The sequence below is a fragment of the Micromonospora sp. WMMD730 genome (assembly GCF_049178955.1).
Classification (GTDB): domain Bacteria; phylum Actinomycetota; class Actinomycetes; order Mycobacteriales; family Micromonosporaceae; genus Micromonospora; species Micromonospora wenchangensis.
In genome coordinates this window covers 3529701-3548165 of sequence record NZ_JBMHML010000002.1, presented here as the reverse complement: position 1 = coordinate 3548165, position 18465 = coordinate 3529701, and the positions used below count along the sequence as shown (strand labels likewise).

16 protein-coding genes are annotated in these 18465 nt (G+C 74.3%); 13 read left to right on the top strand and 3 right to left on the bottom strand.

Features of this window, described 5'->3' with window-relative positions; all coding sequences use genetic code 11:
- The first annotated feature begins 259 nt into the window (after positions 1 to 259).
- The gene (locus ACN265_RS15530; RefSeq protein ID WP_421408356.1) at positions 260 to 1744 is read left to right on the top strand and encodes a S8 family serine peptidase; all 1485 of its coding nucleotides are present in this window, start codon (positions 260 to 262) and stop codon (positions 1742 to 1744) included.
- A gap of 131 nt (positions 1745 to 1875) precedes the next feature.
- Here the strand turns inward: ACN265_RS15530 and ACN265_RS15525 are convergent, their stop codons facing one another.
- A complete protein-coding gene (locus tag ACN265_RS15525; protein WP_421408354.1) occupies positions 1876 to 3456 on the bottom strand; it encodes a ricin-type beta-trefoil lectin domain protein in 1581 nt (526 codons plus the stop codon).
- A gap of 237 nt (positions 3457 to 3693) precedes the next feature.
- Between ACN265_RS15525 and ACN265_RS15520 the strand changes: the two genes are divergently transcribed.
- The 3 genes from ACN265_RS15520 to ACN265_RS15510 all read left to right on the top strand — a co-directional run bounded on the left by ACN265_RS15520 (position 3694) and on the right by ACN265_RS15510 (position 7386).
- Positions 3694 to 5346 carry a beta-1,3-glucanase family protein gene (locus ACN265_RS15520; RefSeq protein WP_421408352.1) on the top strand — a complete coding sequence of 551 codons (1653 nt, stop codon included), beginning with the start codon at positions 3694 to 3696 and terminating at the stop codon, positions 5344 to 5346.
- A gap of 236 nt (positions 5347 to 5582) precedes the next feature.
- Positions 5583 to 6137, top strand: coding sequence for a sigma-70 family RNA polymerase sigma factor (locus ACN265_RS15515; protein ID WP_421408350.1), 555 nt, complete (start codon positions 5583 to 5585; stop codon positions 6135 to 6137).
- A 100-nt stretch (positions 6138 to 6237) separates the two neighbouring features.
- Positions 6238 to 7386 (top strand): zf-HC2 domain-containing protein, encoded by a 1149-nt coding sequence (locus tag ACN265_RS15510; protein WP_421408348.1) that lies wholly within the window; start codon positions 6238 to 6240, stop codon positions 7384 to 7386.
- A gap of 120 nt (positions 7387 to 7506) precedes the next feature.
- On the opposite strand, the gene ACN265_RS15505 is transcribed toward ACN265_RS15510, so the two are convergent.
- Together ACN265_RS15505 and ACN265_RS15500 are read right to left on the bottom strand one after the other, a co-directional pair.
- On the bottom strand, positions 7507 to 7926 hold the full coding sequence (locus ACN265_RS15505; RefSeq protein WP_421408346.1) for a DUF4913 domain-containing protein: 420 nt from the start codon (positions 7924 to 7926) through the stop codon (positions 7507 to 7509).
- 52 nt (positions 7927 to 7978) lie between these two features.
- Positions 7979 to 8797 (bottom strand): lytic transglycosylase domain-containing protein, encoded by an 819-nt coding sequence (locus tag ACN265_RS15500; protein ID WP_421408344.1) that lies wholly within the window; start codon positions 8795 to 8797, stop codon positions 7979 to 7981.
- A gap of 184 nt (positions 8798 to 8981) precedes the next feature.
- On the opposite strand from ACN265_RS15500, the gene ACN265_RS15495 reads away from it, so the two are divergent.
- The 9 genes from ACN265_RS15495 (at position 8982) to ACN265_RS15455 (ending at position 18329) form a co-directional block, all read left to right on the top strand.
- Complete coding sequence (locus tag ACN265_RS15495; protein WP_420117849.1) at positions 8982 to 9512, top strand: hypothetical protein; 531 nt, start codon at positions 8982 to 8984, stop codon at positions 9510 to 9512.
- Positions 9509 to 9838, top strand: coding sequence for a hypothetical protein (locus ACN265_RS15490; RefSeq protein ID WP_420117848.1), 330 nt, complete (start codon positions 9509 to 9511; stop codon positions 9836 to 9838). Before ACN265_RS15495 ends, ACN265_RS15490 begins: the two co-directional genes overlap by 4 nt.
- Positions 9839 to 9953: 115 nt before the next feature.
- Positions 9954 to 10310, top strand: a complete 357-nt coding sequence (locus tag ACN265_RS15485; protein ID WP_211291545.1) for a hypothetical protein — start codon at positions 9954 to 9956, stop codon at positions 10308 to 10310.
- Entirely contained in the window at positions 10307 to 11020 is a 714-nt protein-coding gene (locus ACN265_RS15480) for a hypothetical protein (RefSeq protein ID WP_421408341.1), read from the top strand. The genes ACN265_RS15485 and ACN265_RS15480 overlap by 4 nt, the downstream gene beginning before the upstream one ends.
- Positions 11021 to 12208 carry a hypothetical protein gene (locus ACN265_RS15475; RefSeq protein WP_204924439.1) on the top strand — a complete coding sequence of 396 codons (1188 nt, stop codon included), beginning with the start codon at positions 11021 to 11023 and terminating at the stop codon, positions 12206 to 12208.
- Between the two features lie 54 nt (positions 12209 to 12262).
- Positions 12263 to 13756: an SCO6880 family protein gene (locus ACN265_RS15470; protein WP_204924438.1), complete on the top strand. Its 1494-nt coding sequence runs from the start codon at positions 12263 to 12265 to the stop codon at positions 13754 to 13756.
- Positions 13753 to 15483: an ATP/GTP-binding protein gene (locus ACN265_RS15465; RefSeq protein WP_421408338.1), complete on the top strand. Its 1731-nt coding sequence runs from the start codon at positions 13753 to 13755 to the stop codon at positions 15481 to 15483. Before ACN265_RS15470 ends, ACN265_RS15465 begins: the two co-directional genes overlap by 4 nt.
- Positions 15484 to 15488: 5 nt before the next feature.
- Positions 15489 to 17273, top strand: a complete 1785-nt coding sequence (locus ACN265_RS15460) for a type IV secretory system conjugative DNA transfer family protein (RefSeq protein WP_421411501.1) — start codon at positions 15489 to 15491, stop codon at positions 17271 to 17273.
- Positions 17274 to 17336: 63 nt separating this feature from the next.
- Entirely contained in the window at positions 17337 to 18329 is a 993-nt protein-coding gene (locus ACN265_RS15455; protein WP_420115649.1) for a hypothetical protein, read from the top strand.
- The last annotated feature ends 136 nt before the right edge of the window (positions 18330 to 18465 follow it).

Sequence of the window (18465 nt, the reverse complement as noted above, 5' to 3'; positions counted from 1 at the left end):
CACCGGCACCTGATCGCCCGGCCGGTCGTTCGCCGCCACCGTCGGTGGTGGACGGTCGCCCGTCTGCCGGTCAGCCGTCCCCACCGGGGGGACGGCCCGAGGAGACGTTCCCGTCATCGGCGGCCGGTACCCTCGGCTGACCTCATGACGAGGATCATGGAAATCTGGTTCAGATTGATTTGAACGGACTGGCCGCTGATCCGCAATAGACGGTGAAGGCCGGTGACGCTCGGCCATGGTGACTGAAGGGGGACACCCAGTGCTGGCGAAGCGCTCGATCCTTGCCCGCCTGCTCGCGGTGGCGATGGCCGGCTGCGTGCTGATGGCGCCGACCGGGCCGGCTGTGGCGAAGGCCACCAACGATCCGCAGCCGTACGTGAAGTACTACGTGGTCGCGGCGCAGTACCAGGGCCAACCGGAGAGCCTGACGGCGATCGCGCGGCGGTTCCTCGGCAGCGGCGAACGGTCCGCGGAGATCTACCACCTCAACACCGGCCGGGTGCAGCCCGACGGGTCCCGGCTGACCGACCCGGGTCGGCTCAAGGCCGGCTGGCAGCTCGTGCTGCCCTGGGACGCGGCCGGTGAGGGGGTGAAGTACGGCCAGCTCCCGACGGGCAAGCGGCCCACCCCGAGTGCCCGGCCCTCCGGCGCGGCCGACCCCACCCCCAAGGCCGTCAGCCCGAGCCCGAATCCGAGCCCCACCCGGACGGGCGGCAGCCCCCGACCGGGCGCGAACGGCCCGAAGTGCACCGCCACCACCGGGTCGAGCAGCCGGTCGGACTGGGCGCAGCTGCGGATGGCCGCCGACAGCGCCTGGACCCTGACCCGTGGCAACGGGGTCAAGGTGGCGGTGGTCGACACCGGCGTCGACGCGAGTGTGCAGCAGCTCAGCGGCCGGGTGGCGGTCGGCGCGGACGTGACCGTCGGCAACGGGCGCGGGGACACCGACTGCCTGGGCAGCGGCACCGCGATGGCGGGCATCATCGCCGGTGACAGCAGCGTCGACGGCAGCCCGGTGGGCATCGCGCCGGACGCCACCATCCTGCCCGTACGGGTGGTCCGCGGTTCGGGCGTCGCGCGGGCGGCCGACGCGGCGAACGCCATCGAGGTGGCGGTCAGCGCCGGTGCGTCGGTGGTCGCGGTCGGCTCCCACGTCGACCTCGGTGACCCGGCGGTGGCGTCCTCCGTGGCCACCGCCCTCGACCACGATGTCCTGCTGGTGGCCGGTGCGCCGACCAGGGCCGTGACGCCGCCGTCCCCGGCCGGCCGGTCCGGGGGCGGTGCGCTGCTGTTCACCGGTGGCGTCGGTGCCGGCGACCAGCTCGCCGAGCAGTACGTGCAGGGCGCGGTGGAGGTGGTCGCGCCCGGGGTGGACGTGGCGAGCCTCGGCGTGGGCGGGGGCAAGGCGGTCAGCAACACCGGCACCGAGTTCGCCGTCGCGTTCGTCGCCGGGCAGGCGGCGCTGATCCGGGCGGCCCAGCCCGACCTGACCGCCGCCCAGGTCAAGGAGCGTATCCGCAGCACCGCCGACGCGATCGGCGCGGCCCCCGACGCCAAGTACGGCTCCGGCATGATCAACCCGGCCGCCTCGGTGTCGGTGGCGGTCGACGACCGCAACCAGGTGGCCAGCCAGCAGCAGGGCAGCACCGGCGCGGCGCTCGCCGTCATCCTCGGCATCGCGCTGCTCTGCGGCGTCGCCGTGGTCTTCGGCCTGCGGCTGCGCCGCCGCCGGTTCGCCGGCTGAGCCCGCTACCGGTCGTGCCCGGCCCGGCCGTCGACACCGGTGCCGGGCCCCGGTAACGCCGGGCCCCGGTGGTTCCGACGCGACGGGCTCCGGTGGGCAACGTGCCCACCGGAGCCCGCCTGTCGGTACGGCTACCGCCGGGTGAAGGTCTGCTTCGGGTTGAACACGCAGATCCAGGACATCATCGGCGCGCCGACGCCGTGCCCGTCGACGTCCAGGCAGCGGTCGGTCTCCCGGTTGAACAGGGAGGTGCGGCCGTTGTGCTCGATCCACTCCCACTTCTGGGCGGGATTGCCGCTGCACACCGCGACCTGCACGGGGGTGCCGTCCTTCTTCTCACCCCAGGCCACGTCGAGGCAGAGCCCGTTGGCCCGGACGCTGCCGTCGGAGCGGAAGTCCCACCACTGCGACCGCTCCTCCCGGCACTTGTTCAGCACCGCCCGTACCCCGTCGCTGGTCCCGGCGGTGACGCACAGCCCGGTCTCCTTGCCCACGAGCTGCTTGGTACCGGCCGGCCGGGTCGGTGCCGCCGCCGGCTTGGCCGACGGGCTCGCGGGCGGCGGCGGGGCGGTCGAGCTGCCCTTCGGGCTGGGCGACGGTGACGCCGGGGGCGTCACAGTCGGGCTGGGCGACGGCGACGCCGACGGCGGTGCCGGCCGCAGCCGGTTGTCCAGGGCGTAGTAGTCGGTGTGCTCCCGCACGGTCCGCAGGAACGCCTGCGTCCCCGCGTCCAGGTCGCCGCCGGCCTGGCGCACGGCGGCCGGGCCGTTGCGGTACGCGGCCAGCGCCAGCAGCGACGGGTCACCCTCCAGCCCGGACAGCTCCTTGTGCAGGGCGCACAGGGCCGTGCCGACCGCCGGGATCGCCGCCTGCGGGTCCCACGCCGAGGCGTCGGACGGGCCGTACGCCTGCCACACCTCGGACCGGAACTGCGCGACACCCCGCTGCCCCTCGGGGCCGAGCAGGTTGGCGTCGAACCCGGACAGCGCCATCAGCTGGGCGGCGACCAGCGGCGGCGTCACCTCGGGGCAGACCGAACCACCCCGGACGACGAGCGCCGTGTAACTGCCGGGCACCGCCTTGGGCTGCTGGACGCCGGAGCTGGGGCGGGGCTGGCCGGAACCGCCGAACGCGGTCAGCTTGCCGTAGTAGGCGGCGTACCCGCTGGCCTGGTCGACGTACTCGACCGCGTCGGTGGGCACCCCCTTGGCGTCACGTACCTCGTCGAGGCCGGTGTGGAACGCCGCCAGCGAGAGCCGCCAGGTGTCACCCGCGACGTCGGCCAGCCGGACCTGGCCGCTGAGGTCGCACATCAGGTGGGCCAGGGCGAGGATGTTCGCGGCCGGATCGGAACGCTCCGCGCCGGGCCACGGTGCCCACGACTTCCACGCGGCGGTGTCGAGACCGGCGATGCCCTGCCCGCCGGAGGTGGTCCGGTCGGCCCGACCGTCCAACCCCGACTCGGCCATCAGCTGCCCGGCCAGCCGGGCCGGGGTGAGCGTCGGGCACGAGCGGGCGGCGGCCTGGATGGTCGTCAGGTGTTCCTTGGAGACGGGCCGACCGGTCAGGTCGTCGTCGCGGGCCTCGGCCGCGCCCCAGCCGACAGCGGCCACCACCATGGACAACACGGCGAGTCCGGCGACGACGAGGGCTGCGGTACGACGGGGGATCGACCCCAGTCGGGCGAGTACGGAGGGGTGATCGGATTTCACGGGAGGTGTCCCTTCCGGCGTGGCGACATCGCTGTCGTGACGGATGCGCGATGTCCCCGGTTCACCGGGCTCGAATCGGATCTGGTGATTTTGGTCCGGTCGACATTGAACCGAGGGGTACGGCGGGCCGTCAACGTGGCTACCGCCGGGCCGGGCCGACGTCACACCGGGCGTCGGCGGCGATGGCCGTGTCGTTGATCGGAGCTTGGGATGCTTTCTCGCCGCAGGGTACTCGGGATGGGTTTCGCCGGCGCCGCCGTGGTCGGCGTGCCGCTCGTGGCGGCCCCGTTGATCTCGCGGGCGCGGGCCTCGGGCGGTCTGCCGCTGAACGTGGTGAACAGCACGGGCAGGTTCGCCAACTCGGCGATCCGGATGTACGTCGTCGGCACCGACGCGGAGACCGGGGCGATGGGCTACGTCCGGGAGAGCGGACAGTTCACCCCGGCCGACCCGGCGCACAACGGCCCGGACGGGGTCGCCGACATCGGCGTGCGGCTGGCCGATTCCGGGGTGACCCGGTTCGTCCTGCCGATGATGTCGGGTCGGATCTACTTCGCCATCGACGGCGAGCTGCGGTTCACCGTGGTCACCGACGGCAACGGGCGGCCGGCGTTGCAGTACCCGGTCGGCTGGGTGGCCGACGACCCGAGCTTCGGCGTGCTGCACGACTGCTGTGAGTTCACCTACAACGCCTCCGGCATGTTCTGCAACACCACCACCGTGGACATGTTCAGCATCCCGATGTCGATCCGGTTGCTCGGTGACGTGGAGCAGGCCACCGGCAAGCTGGTCGACGGCGGCCGGGACGCGATCTTCGCCGAACTGGCCCGCCAGCCCGGCTTCGAGCGGCTGGTGGTCGGCGACGGGCTGCGCGTCATCGCACCGGGCAAGGGCATCGAGACGGGCCGCTTCGACCCGGCGTACTACGACGGCTACATCGCCGAGATCTGGGACCGGTACAGCCGTTCCGAGCTGCGGATCCACGGGGCGGAGGGCACCGTCCGGGGCCGGGTGGTCGACGGGCGGTTCGCCTTCGACGGCGGGGTTCGCGCCTTCGACCGGCCCTCCACGCTCAACGTGTTCCACTGCGACGGCGCACTCGCCGCACCCAACGACAAGCTCTCCGGTCCGGTGGCGGCGGTCCTCGGGGCCGGGTTCAACCGGTCGGTGCTCGACCAACCGGACCAGCCGACCACCAGCCGGGACGCCTACTACCAGCATCCGGTGACCAACCACTACTCCCGGGTGCTGCACCGGCACAGCGCCGACGGCCGGGCGTACGGCTTCCCCTTCGACGACGTCGCCGACGACGCCTCCTACATCCAGGACGTCGCGCCCGGGGAGATGACCATCACGCTCACCCCGTTCGGCGGGGGCACGGCCGGACAGCCGGCACCCGAGGTCGAGCGCCCGGTGGTCGTGGAGCGCCCGGTGGTCGTCGAGGAGCCGGTGGTCGTGGAGGGGCCGGCGGCCGTCGTCGCCGCCCGGGGCGTGGGCCAGGAGATCGCGGCGGCCAGCTTCGACCGGCAGCAGGGCGTACGGAAGGAACCCTCCAGTGAGGGCGGCGAGCACCTGGGCTTCCTCGCCCACGGCGACTGGGCCGGGTACCGGGGGGTCGACTTCGGCCGTGAGCCGGCGACCCAGTTCCAGGTTCGGGTGGCCTCCGGCGCGCCGCAGGGCGTCTCCGGCCTGATCGAGGTACGCCTCGACGCCCCCGGCCTGCCGCCGGTGGGCAGCATCGCGGTGGCCAGCACCGGTGGCTGGCAGAACTGGGTCACCGTGCCGGGGAACCTCGGCCCGGTGACCGGCGTGCACGACGTCTACCTCACGTTCGCCAGCGGCCAACCCGAGGAGTTCGTCAACGTCCGCTGGCTGCGTTTCACCCGATGAGCGCGGCCACCCTCGTCGCCCCGGCGTACGACACCGACCGGTGGACCGCCGCCGCGCCGTCCACCGTGGCGCCGTCCACCGCCGCAACCCGGCGGCTCCTGTCGACCGGTCGACGGCCCGGTCGACCGTCCGATGAGCACGGTTATGCTCTCTTCCTAGGCGGGCTCGACGTCGAGACGACGGCGCGGCCGTACGGGGGCGACCCGTACGTCAGGGGGAGGCGTTCTGTGTCGGCGGTGCCCAACGAAGCGCCCGGGGTGACCGGCGACGCGGCGACCGAACGGGCCTCCCCCGAGGCCCTGATGCGCTGGATCCACGAGCAGTACCGGGGACCGCTGCTGCGGTTCCTCACCCGACTCGTCCTCGGCCGGCAGGAACTCGCCGAGGACCTGGTCCAGGAGACGTTCCTGCGCACCTGGCGGAACCTGGAGACGCTGGCGGAGGACCCGCGCCGGATCGCCCCGTGGCTCTACACGGTCGCCCGGCACGTGGCCATCGACGCGATGCGCGCCCGGCAGTCCCGCCCGCCCGAGGTGGCCATCCCCGACCTCAACCGGCTCGCCTCCACCGACGACGAGATGGACCGGGTGGTCAGCACCCACACCGTCCGGTTGGCGTTGCGGCAGATCAAACCGGAACACCGTGAGGTGCTCGTCGAGATGTACTACAAGGGCTCCTCGGTCGCCGAGGCCGCGCAGCGACTGGGAATCCCGGAGGGTACGGTAAAGTCCAGAACGTACTATGCGGTGCGCGCGCTGCACGCAGCGATCGGCCCGACCGAGTCGTCGTGATGACGCGACGTGTCGGTTTCCCGCTCGATCTCCCGGACGGCCGCCGTCCCGGGGGTCGTCACACCGTCACCGGTGTCTCCGGGTCGAGAAGGGGGGCGTGATGCGCACCGGGGGTGACCATCCCACCGCTGAGCACGCCGCCCTGGCTCTATACCTGCTCGGCGCGCTCGACGACGCCGACCGGGTCGCGTTCGAGGCCCACCTGGCCGGTTGTGACGAGTGCCTGTCCGCGGCGGGCGAGATGGGCGGCGTGACCAGTGCCCTCGGTGGGCTCGACGCCGCCGACTGGGACGACCTCGTCGGCCTGACGCCCGAGTTCCCGCTACCGCCCGGGTTCGGCCCACCGCCGGACCGCGCCCGCGCCACGCCGCCTGCCGACCTGCCACCGGCCCTTGCGCCCCCTGCCGACCTGCCACCGGCCGACGCGCCGCCTGCCGATCTGACGCCGGCCGACGCGCCGTCGGCGGGTCTGCCACCGGGCCCGCTGCCGGCCGACCCGCCGCCCGTGGTCCCGCCATCCCCCACCGGTTCTGGTCAGCCGGCTGCACCGGTGCCTGTCGCCCGCCCGCCCGCCGACTCGCCCCCGCCGGCACCCACCGCCGACGGCGGTCCGGCGGCAGCCGCCGGGTCGACCCCGACCCCCGCCCCGGCCGCCGACGCCGGCCCGCTCGCCGACGTACCGCCGGACCCGCGGTCCGGCACGCCGGTCGCGGCTCCCCGACGGGGTGCCCGCCGGGGTGCCGGTCCGCGTACCACCGGCCGTGGGGCGGGCAGCCGCCCCGGCGGGGACCGACCCGCGACGGCCCTCGGCCCGGGAGGCACCCGCCCCGCCGACCCGGCCCGCCGTCGCCGGATGGTCCTCTGGGGCGGGGTGGCCGCCGCGCTGGTGGCCGTCGTCCTGGCCGGCGGGATCGCCGCGGTCACCGGCTTCGGCGACCGCAGCGGCGTGGTGCTCACCGCGACCGGGGAGGCGCCGGCCGAGGGGGTGAGCCTCTCCGTCGCGATCACCACCGACGAGGGGCGGGGCTCCACCATCCGGATCACCGCCACCGGCCTGCGCCAGGGCCTGCGGTACCGGCTGTTCGCGGTGACCCGCGACGGCGTCACCCACGTGGTGCGGGACTGGACCGCCTCGACCGGGCCGCAGGAGGTGACCGGCGAACTGTCGCTGCCGGTCGCGGACCTGGCCTTCGTCACCGTGGGCCTGGTGGACGGCACCGCGATCGTCACCGCCCCGATCTCCCGCTGAGCCGCCCCGGCCCGCCCGGCCCCGATCTGCCGGGGCTCGGGCCGGCCTAATCCCGACCCGGACCTGCCGGCCCGACCCCGGACCTGACGTGCAGGTCCGGGGTCGGGCGGGCCGCCGTGGTCAGTACGGGTCGGTGTGCGGGATCTCCTTGGCCCGGTGCGCGCCCGCCTTGCAGCCGGCGAACGGCCCGGCCGGGTTGCGCAGGCTGGTCAGCACCGGTTCCAGGTAGTCGCGGTGCCAGTTGGCCGGGCCGCACAGTCCCGCCTCCGGGCCGGTGAGTTCCTGCCAGGCCAACCACAGGCCGTGTAGCTGCGCCACCGCCTCGGGGTGCCGCCACCACTGCCCGCACCACGGCGCGGTCGAGGACGCCTCCCGGGCGTAGATCGGCACGAGCAGCAGCCGGACCCAGTTGCTGAGCAGCTCCAACTCCTCGACGTACTCGTCGTCACGCAGGTAGAGGATGAACGGTGAGGTGGGCGGGCGGTCTTCCGGCGGCACGTCGTCGGCGCGGGTCTGTTCCTGTGGGGTCGTCACCGTCATGGACACTCCTCATCGGTCTGCCGGTCGGATCGGTTCCGCCGGTCGGTACGGTTCAGTCGCCCGAGGCTCCGGGGCTGGGCGAGGCGGGGCTGGGCGAGGCGGTCGGCGGGAACGACGGCGGCGGACCGCCGAGCCCCTGGTACTTCGCGAACAGGGACCGGACCTGCGCGAGGTAGAGCTGGGCGGCGTTGGTGGAGGGGACGCCACCGGCCCGGCGTACCTCGTCGATGCCGACGGCGTACGCGGCGAGCGTCAGGTCGAGCACCTCACCGATCGCCTCGCCGTTGTCGAGCAGGGCCTGGGCCTGCCCGGCCAGGGCGCAGACGTGCTTGGCCTGGGCGGCGATCGAGTCCTCCTCGTCGACCGCGTCGGTGTCGCCGTCGTCGTCGGTGTCCTCGCCGTACCGCGTGAAGACCGCGGGCGGCAGTTGGGAGATGCCCTTCTCCCCGCTCGGGCCGACCTTCGCCGGGTCCCACCCGGAGGCCACCTCGATCTGTGCGGCGATCACCACGGGTCCGATCTGGGTGCAGGTCTTCCCGGCGTCCTCGATGCTGTCCGCCAGCCCCTCGGGCACCTGGTCGGGGTCGAGCGTGCCCTTGCCGTCGCCCTGCGCGGCGGCCAGCGAGTCGTCGGCGGCGCTGACCGGGTCGGCCGACCCACCGCCGCCACCGAAGAACAGGATCAGCGCGACGAGCGGGGCCAGCAGCACGCCCAGGGCGCCGATCACGAAGACGGCGGCGGCCCCGACCACCCCGGCCACCGGGGTGGCAAGGCAGCTCAGCCCGGCCGCGACGGCCGCGCCGATCAGCGCCGCGCTGCTTCGGTTCGACCCTTGCGTCGGCTCCGCGCCGTCGTTGTCGGACGCTGCCATGTCGCCTCCCAGGCTGGTCACCACCGCGGTGGAAAAAAGTTCGTCCCCGGCGTGAACCGGGTGGCGGGGCCTGTCGTAGTGGCGTCCGTCGACCGCCCGGCCCGCCGTACTGACGGGTCCGGACCCGGGGTGGTTCAACCGGGACGTCGACGAAGTGGAGCGACATTCGACAGGAGGTGGGTGCATGGGGTCCGCGACGATGACCGACCCGGCACCGCGGATGCCACCGGGGCCGCCGTCCGTCCGGACCGGTCCCGGGGCGGCGGGGTCCCGGCGGTCCCTGTCCGAGACGGGGCTGGGCTGGATCGCGGCGCACGGTGGCGCCGGCACGACGACGCTGTCCCGGATCTTCGGCGGCGTCGACCTCGGCTGCCGGTGGCCGGACGCCGCGCGGGCGGAGCCGGCCACGGTGATGCTGGTCGCCCGGACCAACGCCGAGGGTATGCGGGCGATGTCCCGGGCGCTCAACGCGCTGCGGGAGGGGCGTCATCCGCCCGGCATGCGGCTGGTCGGTCTGGTGCTGCTGGCCGACGCCCCGGGCCGGCTGCCGTCGGCACTGGCCCGCCGCATCCGGGTGCTGCGGTCGGTCGCGCCGGTGCACCGGGTGCCGTGGATTCCGGCGTGGCGGCTGGGACAGCAGCCCGCCCGGATGCCCAAGGCCCTGGACCGGCTGCGGATGGCGACCGGGTCGGCCGGCGAGGGGAGGACACCGTGACCTCCGGGTACGGGATCGTCGCCGCGTTCCTCGCGCGTGCTCCGGCGGCGGCACCCTCCCCGCTGCCGGCCTTCCAGCCCCCGCCGCCGTACAACCCGGCCGGTGGCGCGGCCGACGACCTGCTGAACCTGCTCGCCTGGGGGGTCAGTGCGGCGGGCGTCGCCGGGCTGCTCATCCTCGGCATCTCGATGGCCATCCAACTCAACCGGGGTGTGCCCGGGGAAATGAGTGACCACTTCCGCGGGGCGGTGTTCGTCGCGATGGGCTGCGTGCTCGGCGCGACCGCCGGACCGCTCGTCATGTTCTTCGGCGACCTCGGACTCTGAGCCGATCGCCGCCGGCCGCAGCGCACCCCGCACTGCCGGCCCTGTCCCACCCCGTCACCGCCGGAGCGTCGTTGACGCCTCCGGTGATGCCACCTGCCCTGAAGGAGCTGTTCCGATGACGTTCACGAGCCTGTCCCAGTACGCGGCGGCCTACCTGTTCGCCCGCCTCCCGATGGCCCCCGACCCGGGGCCCGGTGGCGGGATCAACCCGACCCCCAACGCGCCGGGGCAGCTGAACACCCTGGTGAACAAGCTGCTGGGCCTGATCGCCTGGGCGGGCACCGCCGCCGGGGTGGCCGGGGTGCTGATCACCGGCACGATGATGGCGGTCTCGGTGAAGCGGGGCGAGAGTTCCGAGCACATGTCCCGCCTCGGCCTGGTGCTCGGTGGCTGCATCCTGGTCGCCGTCGCGGGTCCGTTGGCCAACTTCTTCCTCGGTGGTGCCGGCACCGCCGCAGGCCAGCCGCAGTGACCGGCGGGGGAGGCCGGTCCCCGGCGGACCCGCCGTTCTGGGCCGAGCGTGGCTGGCTGCTGTCCGTCGCGTTCCTCGCCGGCATGGCGTTGCTGGCGGCGGGGGTCTGGGTGTCCGGGGCGACCCGGCAGCCGGAGGTCGACCCGGTGGTCCGGACCGCCGCCGACGCACAGGTGGCACAGTGTCCGTCCCGACCGGTGGTGGCGGCCGGGCCGGCGGTGCCACCTGACGACGTGGCGTGGCGGACCCTCGACGGCGGCGACCGGGTGCCGGTCTCCGCGACGCAGGGACCGTCGCGCACCGCCGACGGGGTGCTGGGCTGTTTCGCGCACACCCCGGTCGGTGCGGTGCTGGCGGCGCACGCCGTGCCCACCCAGTTGGCCGGGCCCGCCTGGCGGGCCGTGGCCGACCGGCAGGTGCTGCCGGGGCCGGGCCGCGACGTGCTGGTGGCCCGGCTGGAGGCCGCCGCCGGGGTCGTCACCAGCCGGGGCGGCGGCAGCTACGCGGGCTTCGCCCTGGTCCGGTACGCGGCCGACGCCGCCCGGGTGCAGCTGCTGGTCAAGACCGGCGCCGGGGGCTACGTGGCGACCCTGGTCGAGCTGCGCTGGGACGCCGGTGACTGGAAGGTCGCGCCGTCGCGGGCCGGCGTGGTGCACGCGTCGCTCGGCACGGTCACCGGCAGCGCCGGCTACACACTCTGGAGGAAGTAGATGGGCGGGTGTTCACCTCCCAGTCCCCTCGACATCATCACCGGCTTCTTCTCGTTCCTGGGTGACCCGATCGGCACCCTGGTCCGGATGATCGCCAACCTGATGCTGGCCGCCGCGATCTCGATCTTCGCCGAGTTGAGCGCCTCGGTGCCGACGCTGGGCACCACGACCGAGGGCGGTCCGGACGACGTACCGAGCCTGATCAGCGACCAGATCGAGTGGGTCGTGACGTACCTGGCGATCGGGTCGGTGCTGTTCGCCGCCGCCCGGATGGCGATGGAACGCAAGGGCACCGCCGGACGGACCGCCCTGCAGGGCTTCCTGCGGGTCATCCTGGTCGCCGGGGCCGGGTCGTGGGTGGTGGGCCGGGCGGCCAGCCTCTCCGACGGCTTCTCCGACCACCTGCTCAAGTCGGCGGCCATGCAGGTGATCATGGGGGTGCCGTGCGTGGACAACGGCTCCTCCATCGAGTCGTTCCTGCTGCTGGTGCTGGCCTTCCTGCTGCTGATCGCCGCCATCGTGCACGTGCTGATGCTCTACCTGCGGCTGGGCGTGATGACCATCATGCTCGGCACCCTGCCGCTGGCCGCCGCCGCGTCGATGACGAACTGGGGCGCCGGCTGGTGGCGCAAGCACATCGGCTGGACGGTGGCCTGGCTGCTCTACAAGCCCGCCGTCGGTCTGATCATGTTCTCCGGCGCGGAGATGCTCGCCGTCGGCAGCCGGACCCAGAACTCCTCGCACATCCGCATCGCCGGCATCGGCGTGCTGCTGCTGTCGGCGATCGCCCTGCCGGCGCTGCTCAAGATCGTGGTGCCGGCCACGGCGGCGCTGGGCACCGGCGACCCGACCGGCACCGCCGTCTCGGCCGCGGGCGGCATGGTCGCCTCCGGCGCGAAACGGGTCGCCGGGTCCGCCCTGTCCTCCGGCGGCGGGGGCGGGGGAGCGCCGTCCGGGGCTCGCGGGCCGCAGGGCAGTCGGGGCGACACCGGCCGGCAGGGACCGGCCGGCAGCGAGGGCCGCACCGGCCGTAACGCGGGCGGCTCCGCGGCGGCCGCGGGTTCTGCCGCCCGGCTGGCCGGGCCGGTCGGGGCGGCGATCGACGGGGCGCACCGGGCGGCCCGCGCCGGCCGGAGCATGGCGGCCGGCACCGTGTCGGGCGCGGACGGCGACGCCGGCCACAACTGACAGCGCGGGGCGACGGCCGGCCGGCCGTCGCCCGGGTGAGACGAGGGGGAGGCAATGACGACCGAAGCCGTCATCGAACCGACGTACGGCAACTGGCGTCGGCCGCGCCGGGCCGGGCTGGGCCCGCTCGGCCTGGTCGGCACGGTCGGGGTGTTCGGCGGGCTGGTGCTGGTGCTGCTGGCCTCGCTGGCGTCGCTGCAGGCGGCGTTCGTGGTCGGCGTGCCGCTGGTGGTGGCGCTGCTGCCGATGGCCGTACGCACCCAGGACGGCCGCAACATGTACCAGCTCCTGACGTTGCGGATCGGCTGGTCGCGTCGGGTGTCCCGGCGCGAGCACCTGTACGTCTCCGGGCCGCTCTCGGCGCGACCGGGTGGCCGGTTCCCGCCGCCCGGCCTGCTCAGCGGGGTGCTCGCCCGGGAGGGTCGGGACGCCTACGACAGGCCGTTCGGGGTGCTGCACCACAAGAGCCGCAACCTCTACACGATCGTGCTGCGGTGCGAACCCGACGGCGGGTCGCTCGTCGACCCGGAGCAGGTCGACACGTGGGTGTCGCTGTGGGGGGAGTGGCTGTCCCGGCTCGCCCACGAGCCGGGGCTGCGGGGGGCGTCGGTGGTGGTGGAGACCGCCCCGGACCCGGGCACCCGGCTCGCGGCGGAGGTGCTGCCCCGGCTGGACGCCGCCGCTCCCGCCGCCGCGCGCGCGGTGCTGGAGGAGGTGGTCGAGGACTACCCGTCGGCGTCGTCGGAGATGAACTCGTACATCACCCTCACCTACGCGCCGGTGGGCGGGCCGCGACGGGACCCGCAGGACGTGGTCACCGACCTGGCCATCCGGGTGCCGAGCCTGCTGACCGGGCTGATCGGGGCCGGTGGGGGTGTCGCCGAGCCGCTGTCGGCCGAGCAGATCGCCGAGGTGGTCCGGGTGGCGTACGACCCGGCCTGCGCCGCCGAGGTGCTCAGCGTCCGGGCCGAGCACGGGCAGACCGGGCTGGAGTGGGCCGACTGCGGGCCGGTCGCGGCGGTCGAGTCGGTGGACGCCTACCAGCACGACTCCGGGGTGTCCCGGACCTGGCTGCTCACCCTGGCTCCCCGGGGGACGGTGCGCTCCAGTGTGCTGCGCACCATGCTCGACGCGTCCGCCGGGACCCGCCGTAAGCGGGTGGCGCTGCTCTACCGGCCGATCGACCCGGCGACCTCGGCCCGGATCGTCGAGGCGGACCGGCGTACGGCGCAGTTCATGGCCACCTCGGGGCGGGGCATGGTGCAGGCGCGGGCCGCCGCCGAGGTCCGCGCCGCCGAGCAGGCCGCCGCCGAGGAGGCCACCGGGGCGGGTCTGGTCGAGTTCTCGCTGATGCTCACCGTCACCGTCGACGACCGGTCCCAGCTCGACGACGCGTCGGTGCTGGTCCGCAACATGACCGGGGCGACCCGCATCGCGATGCGGCCGGCCCACCGGATGCAGGCGGCGGCGTTCACCTGCACCCTGCCGGCCGGAATCCTTCCGTGGGAGCAGACCGTGCTGCCACACGAACTCCAGGAGGCGATGTGAGCGGCGCACCGGTCGTCCGCGCGGACGGGCTCGGGGCGGGCTGGCCGGCCGGGACCTCGGGGGCGCGGACCGCGCTGACCGGGCTGGTCGGCGACCCGGACGACGGGGCCCCCGTACCGCCGAAGAACACCCGGCCGCCCCGGCCCCGTCGGGAGCTGCCCGCCTCGGCGCGGGGGTGGGAGGGGCCCGGCGGTGGCCGGGTCGGCTACCTCGACGCGCCCACCATGTGGCGGGCCACCACGGTGCAGGCGTGCGGGCTGTGGCCGTTCTCGGCCGGCTCGGGGGCGCCGATGTCCGGGGTGCCGCTGGGCCAGCACCTCTATACCGGCGCCACGGTCTGCGGTGATCCGATCTCCTGGTTCACCCGGGCCCGCTACATCTCCAACCCGTCGCTGTTCATGCTCGGCATGCCCGGCCTGGGCAAGTCGACTTTGATCAACCGGATGGCGGTGGGCCTGGCGGCGACCGGTGTGGTGCCGCTGGTCCTCGGCGACCTCAAGCCGGACTACGCGGACACGGTCCGCGCCCTCGGCGGGCAGGTGATCCCGATCGGGCGCGGCGTCGGCGGGATCAACGTGCTGGACCCGGGGGCGATGGGGCTGGCCGCCGAGCGGATCGGCGGCCGGGCCGGGCGGGCGCTGGCCGCCGAGACGCACGGCCGGGTGCTGAACATGGTGGCGGCGCTGCTGACCATCGTGCGCGGCCGGGCCCTGGACGACCACGAACAGTCGGTGCTCTCGGCCTGCCTGCGGCACCTGCGCGAACACACCCCGCAGGGCCGGGCCCCGCTGCTGCCGGATCTGCTGCGGGTGCTGGCGGAGGGGCCGGACCGGGTCCGCGCGGTGACCCTGGACCGGGGTCAGGAGAGCCGCTACCGCGACGCGGTGGACCCGCTGCACCGGTCGCTGCTGGGCATCCTCGACGGGGCGTTGGGCGACACCTTCGGCTCGACCACCTCCACCCGGATCGACCCGGACGCCCCGGCGGTGTGCATCGACATCTCCCGCATCGGCGAGTCCGACACCCAACTCACCGCCGCGGCGATGCTGGCCGCCTGGTCCGAGGGGCTGGGCACGGTCGCCGCCTCGCACGCTCTGGCCGACGCCGGGCTGGCCCCGCGCTGCTGGTTCTTCACCATCCTGGACGAGTTGTGGCGGCCGCTGCGGGCGGCGTCCGGCATCGTCGACCGGATCGACGCGCTGACCCGGCTCAACCGGTCGCTCGGCCTCGGCGATGCCAAGATCACCCACACCCTCAAGGACGCCGAGGCGTTGGGCTCCGACGCCGACCGGGCCAAGGCGCGCGGCTTCGTGGAACGGGCCGGGATCGTCGCCTGCGCCGGGCTGCCGGCGGCGGAGATGACCGACCTGGGCCGGGTGATCGGGCTGTCCAAACGGGAGATCGAGCTGGTCTCCTCCTGGTCGTCGCCACCGGGCTGGGCGAGCACCGGCAGCAACGAGGAGCCACCGGGGCGGGGCCGGTTCCTGATCAAGGTGGGTGGCCGGCCCGGCATCCCGATCCGGGTGTCCATCACCGACACCGAGCGCCGGCTGCACGACACCAACCAGCGCTGGGTGCAGAACGGCTACGCCGCCCAGCAGGCCGCCGAGCGGGCGGCGGCCCGGCAGGCGGCCTTCGAGGCCGAGGCGGAACTGGGCAACCTGGCCACCCGGCCGGAACTGGCCGCCGACGAGGTCGCCGCCGGTGAGCGGAGGTGGCGGGCGTGAGCCGCATGTCGTCGGGCGCGCCCCGGGGGGCGGACCTGTTCTTCTGGGCGTTCTGCCTGGTGGTCCTCGCCAACGCGGCGCTGTTCACGGTCGCCTGGCTGGGCGGCACCCTGGGCGCCGCGGTGACCGGGCACGGGTGGCACCCGCCGCCGTTCACGCTCGGCGCGTACCTGGCGCTGATCTCCGGGGACACCGGCACGCTGTGGCCCGGCGCGTCGCCGTACGCGGTCTACGCCGGAATGCTGGTGGTGGCGCTGCTGCTGGTGGTGCCGGGGGTGCTCGCCGGACGCCGGCTGCTGGACCTGCGCGGGCGCGGTGTCGGGCTGGCCCGGGTGCGTGACCTGGCCCCGCTGGCCCCCGCCGGGATCGCGGCCCGTGCCCGGGAGCTGCGTCCCTCGCTGGCCGGGGTACGGCAGCTCGCCCCGGACGACACCGGCAACCTGCTCGGCGACCTGTCGCCCAACGGCCCGGAGCTGCGTTCCTCCTTCGAGGACGTGGAGCTGGACCTGATGGCCCCCCGGGCCGGCAAGTCCACAGGAATCGCGGTGCCCCGGGTGCTGCGGGCCCGGGGCGCGGTGCTGCTCACCTCCAACAAGTCCGACGTGTACGCGGTGACCCGCGCCGAACGGGAACGCGTCGGTACGGTGTGGACGTTCGACCCGCAGGGCATCGCCCACGTGCCCCGGCGGATGTGGTGGGACATCCTCGCCGACTGCACGAGCATCGAGGGGGCCCGCCGGCTGGCGGGACACTTCGTGGCGTCGGTCAACGACGACACCGCCAAGAAGGACTTCTGGATCTCGGCGGCGCAGAACACCCTGACCGCGCTCTTCCTGGCCGCCGCCCGGGGGCGGGCACCCGTCGCCGAGCTGCTCGGCTGGCTGGCCGACCCGGCCGACCGTACCCCGATCGACCTGCTGCGCGACGCCGGGCTGCCGGCGATGGCCGAGCAGCTCCAGGGCACCGTACGCGGGGCGGTGGAGACCCGCGACGGCATCTACGAGACGGCCCGGCAGTGCGTGGCGTGCCTGCTCGACCCGGAGATCCTGGCCTGGGTGTCCCCGGACCCGTACCTGCCGCAGTTCCGCCCGGAACAGCACGTGCTCGGCCGGGACACCCTCTTCCTCCTCTCCAAGGACGGTGGCGGTTCGGCCGCCGGGGTGATCGCCGGGCTCGCCGACGCGACCCTGCGGGCGGGGGTGGTGGCCGCCGAACGGATGGGTGGCCGGCTCGACCCGCCGATGACGGCGGTGCTGGACGAGGCGGCGAACGTGTGCCGGATCTCCGACCTGCCGGACCTCTACTCGCACCTGGGATCGCGGGGGATCAACGTGGTCACCCTGTTGCAGAGCTACCGGCAGGGGTCCCGGGTGTGGGGCGAGGCCGGGATGGACGCGCTGTGGGGCGCGGCCACCATCAAGCTGCTCGGTGCGGGCCTCGACGACGCCGACTTCGTGGAGAAGGTCTCCAAGCTGGTCGGGCAGCACGACGTGAGCACCGTCAGCGTCTCGCGCAGCCGGGACGGCTCGTCCCGGTCCACCTCGTACCGGCAGGAGCACGTGCTGCCGCCGGACCGGATCCGGGCCCTGCCGAAGGGGACCGCGCTGTTGCTCGCCACCGGCATCCGACCCGCCGTGATCACGCTGCGGCCCTGGTACAAGGAGCCGGACGCGGCGCGGATCTCGGCCCAGGCCCGTCAGGAGGTCGCCGCGATCACCGAGCGGGCCGCCGGCAGGGCCACCGCGACGCCGTGGCAGGCGAACCGGCGAGAAACCCCGGCCGCCGGCTGAACCGGTACGCCGGGCCGGTCGTAAAGAGCGTGTCAACCGCTGGTCGAGCATCAAGGAGCCCAGGTGTCCTCACCCCATCAGCCGCCACCGGGCGGGACCGGAAGTCCCACCGGCAGCGAGAGCTACAGCGTCCACTACCCGCCCACCCCGACCGAGTCCGAGCCGCAGGTCGTCTACTCGCCGAGCGTCTACAGCCAGGTCAGTTACACCCCGGGCGCCTACACCCCCAGCAACTACAGCCAGGACGCCCCGAGCACCTCGTCGGTGCCGTCGGGCTACGGCCAGTACAGCGCGGCCGACTACCAGGCCGACGTGGGCCAGCCGTACAGCACGTCGACCTCCTCGGGCCGCAGCAGCCCTGGCCCGGGGGACTCGATCAGCGTCGAGTGGAACGACAGGGAAACCAGCGAGCACTCGCTGGACAGCGCGAACCGGGTGATGACCCTGATCAAGGCGACCGGCAACTGGATCTACGAGAACGACGAGAAGATCGTCAACTTCGTGTCGATGGTCGCGTCGCCCGGCGTGCAGGGCGCCGCCGGGCTGCGGGGTAACGCGGTGGCCAACAGCGTGGGCCTGGCCCTGGCCGCCGGCCCCGGCGCGTACGTGGTGGGCAAGGAGGTGGTCAACTCGCTGCGCGCGGGCCGGCAGGGTGACCTGGTCCGGGCCGCCTACGGCGCGGTGGCCACCGCCGGCGCGCTCACCTGGGGCGTCGGCTACGCGCCGGGTCAGGACACCACGGCCGGCAACGCCGGGGCCATTGTGCACGGTGCCGGCTCCGCGTTCATGGTCACCCGGGGCCCCCGGGAACAGCCGAGGCGCTCCCACCAGGACACGGAGTCCCGGGGGGAGATCGCCGACACCGCCAGTTCGCACCGTAGGAGCGGGGTCACCTCCCGTAACCACACGTCCCGCAACCACACCTCCCGCACCAGCGGCCGGGACAGCGGCTCGTCGCACGAGTCGGTGAGCCGGCGCAACGTGTCCGACCGCACCCGTGACCACCACCGGCGCGGCGGTGGCGGCAGCAGCGGTGGCTCCGGTGTCGTCCGGTAGGTCACGCCGGCCGTGACCGGCCAGGTCGGGGTGCCGCCGCGTCCAGGGACGTGGACCGGCGGCACCCCGACGGCGTGGTGGGTGGGTGGGCACACCCCGACCCCCCACCCACCACCCGCACCGGCCGTAGCCGGTC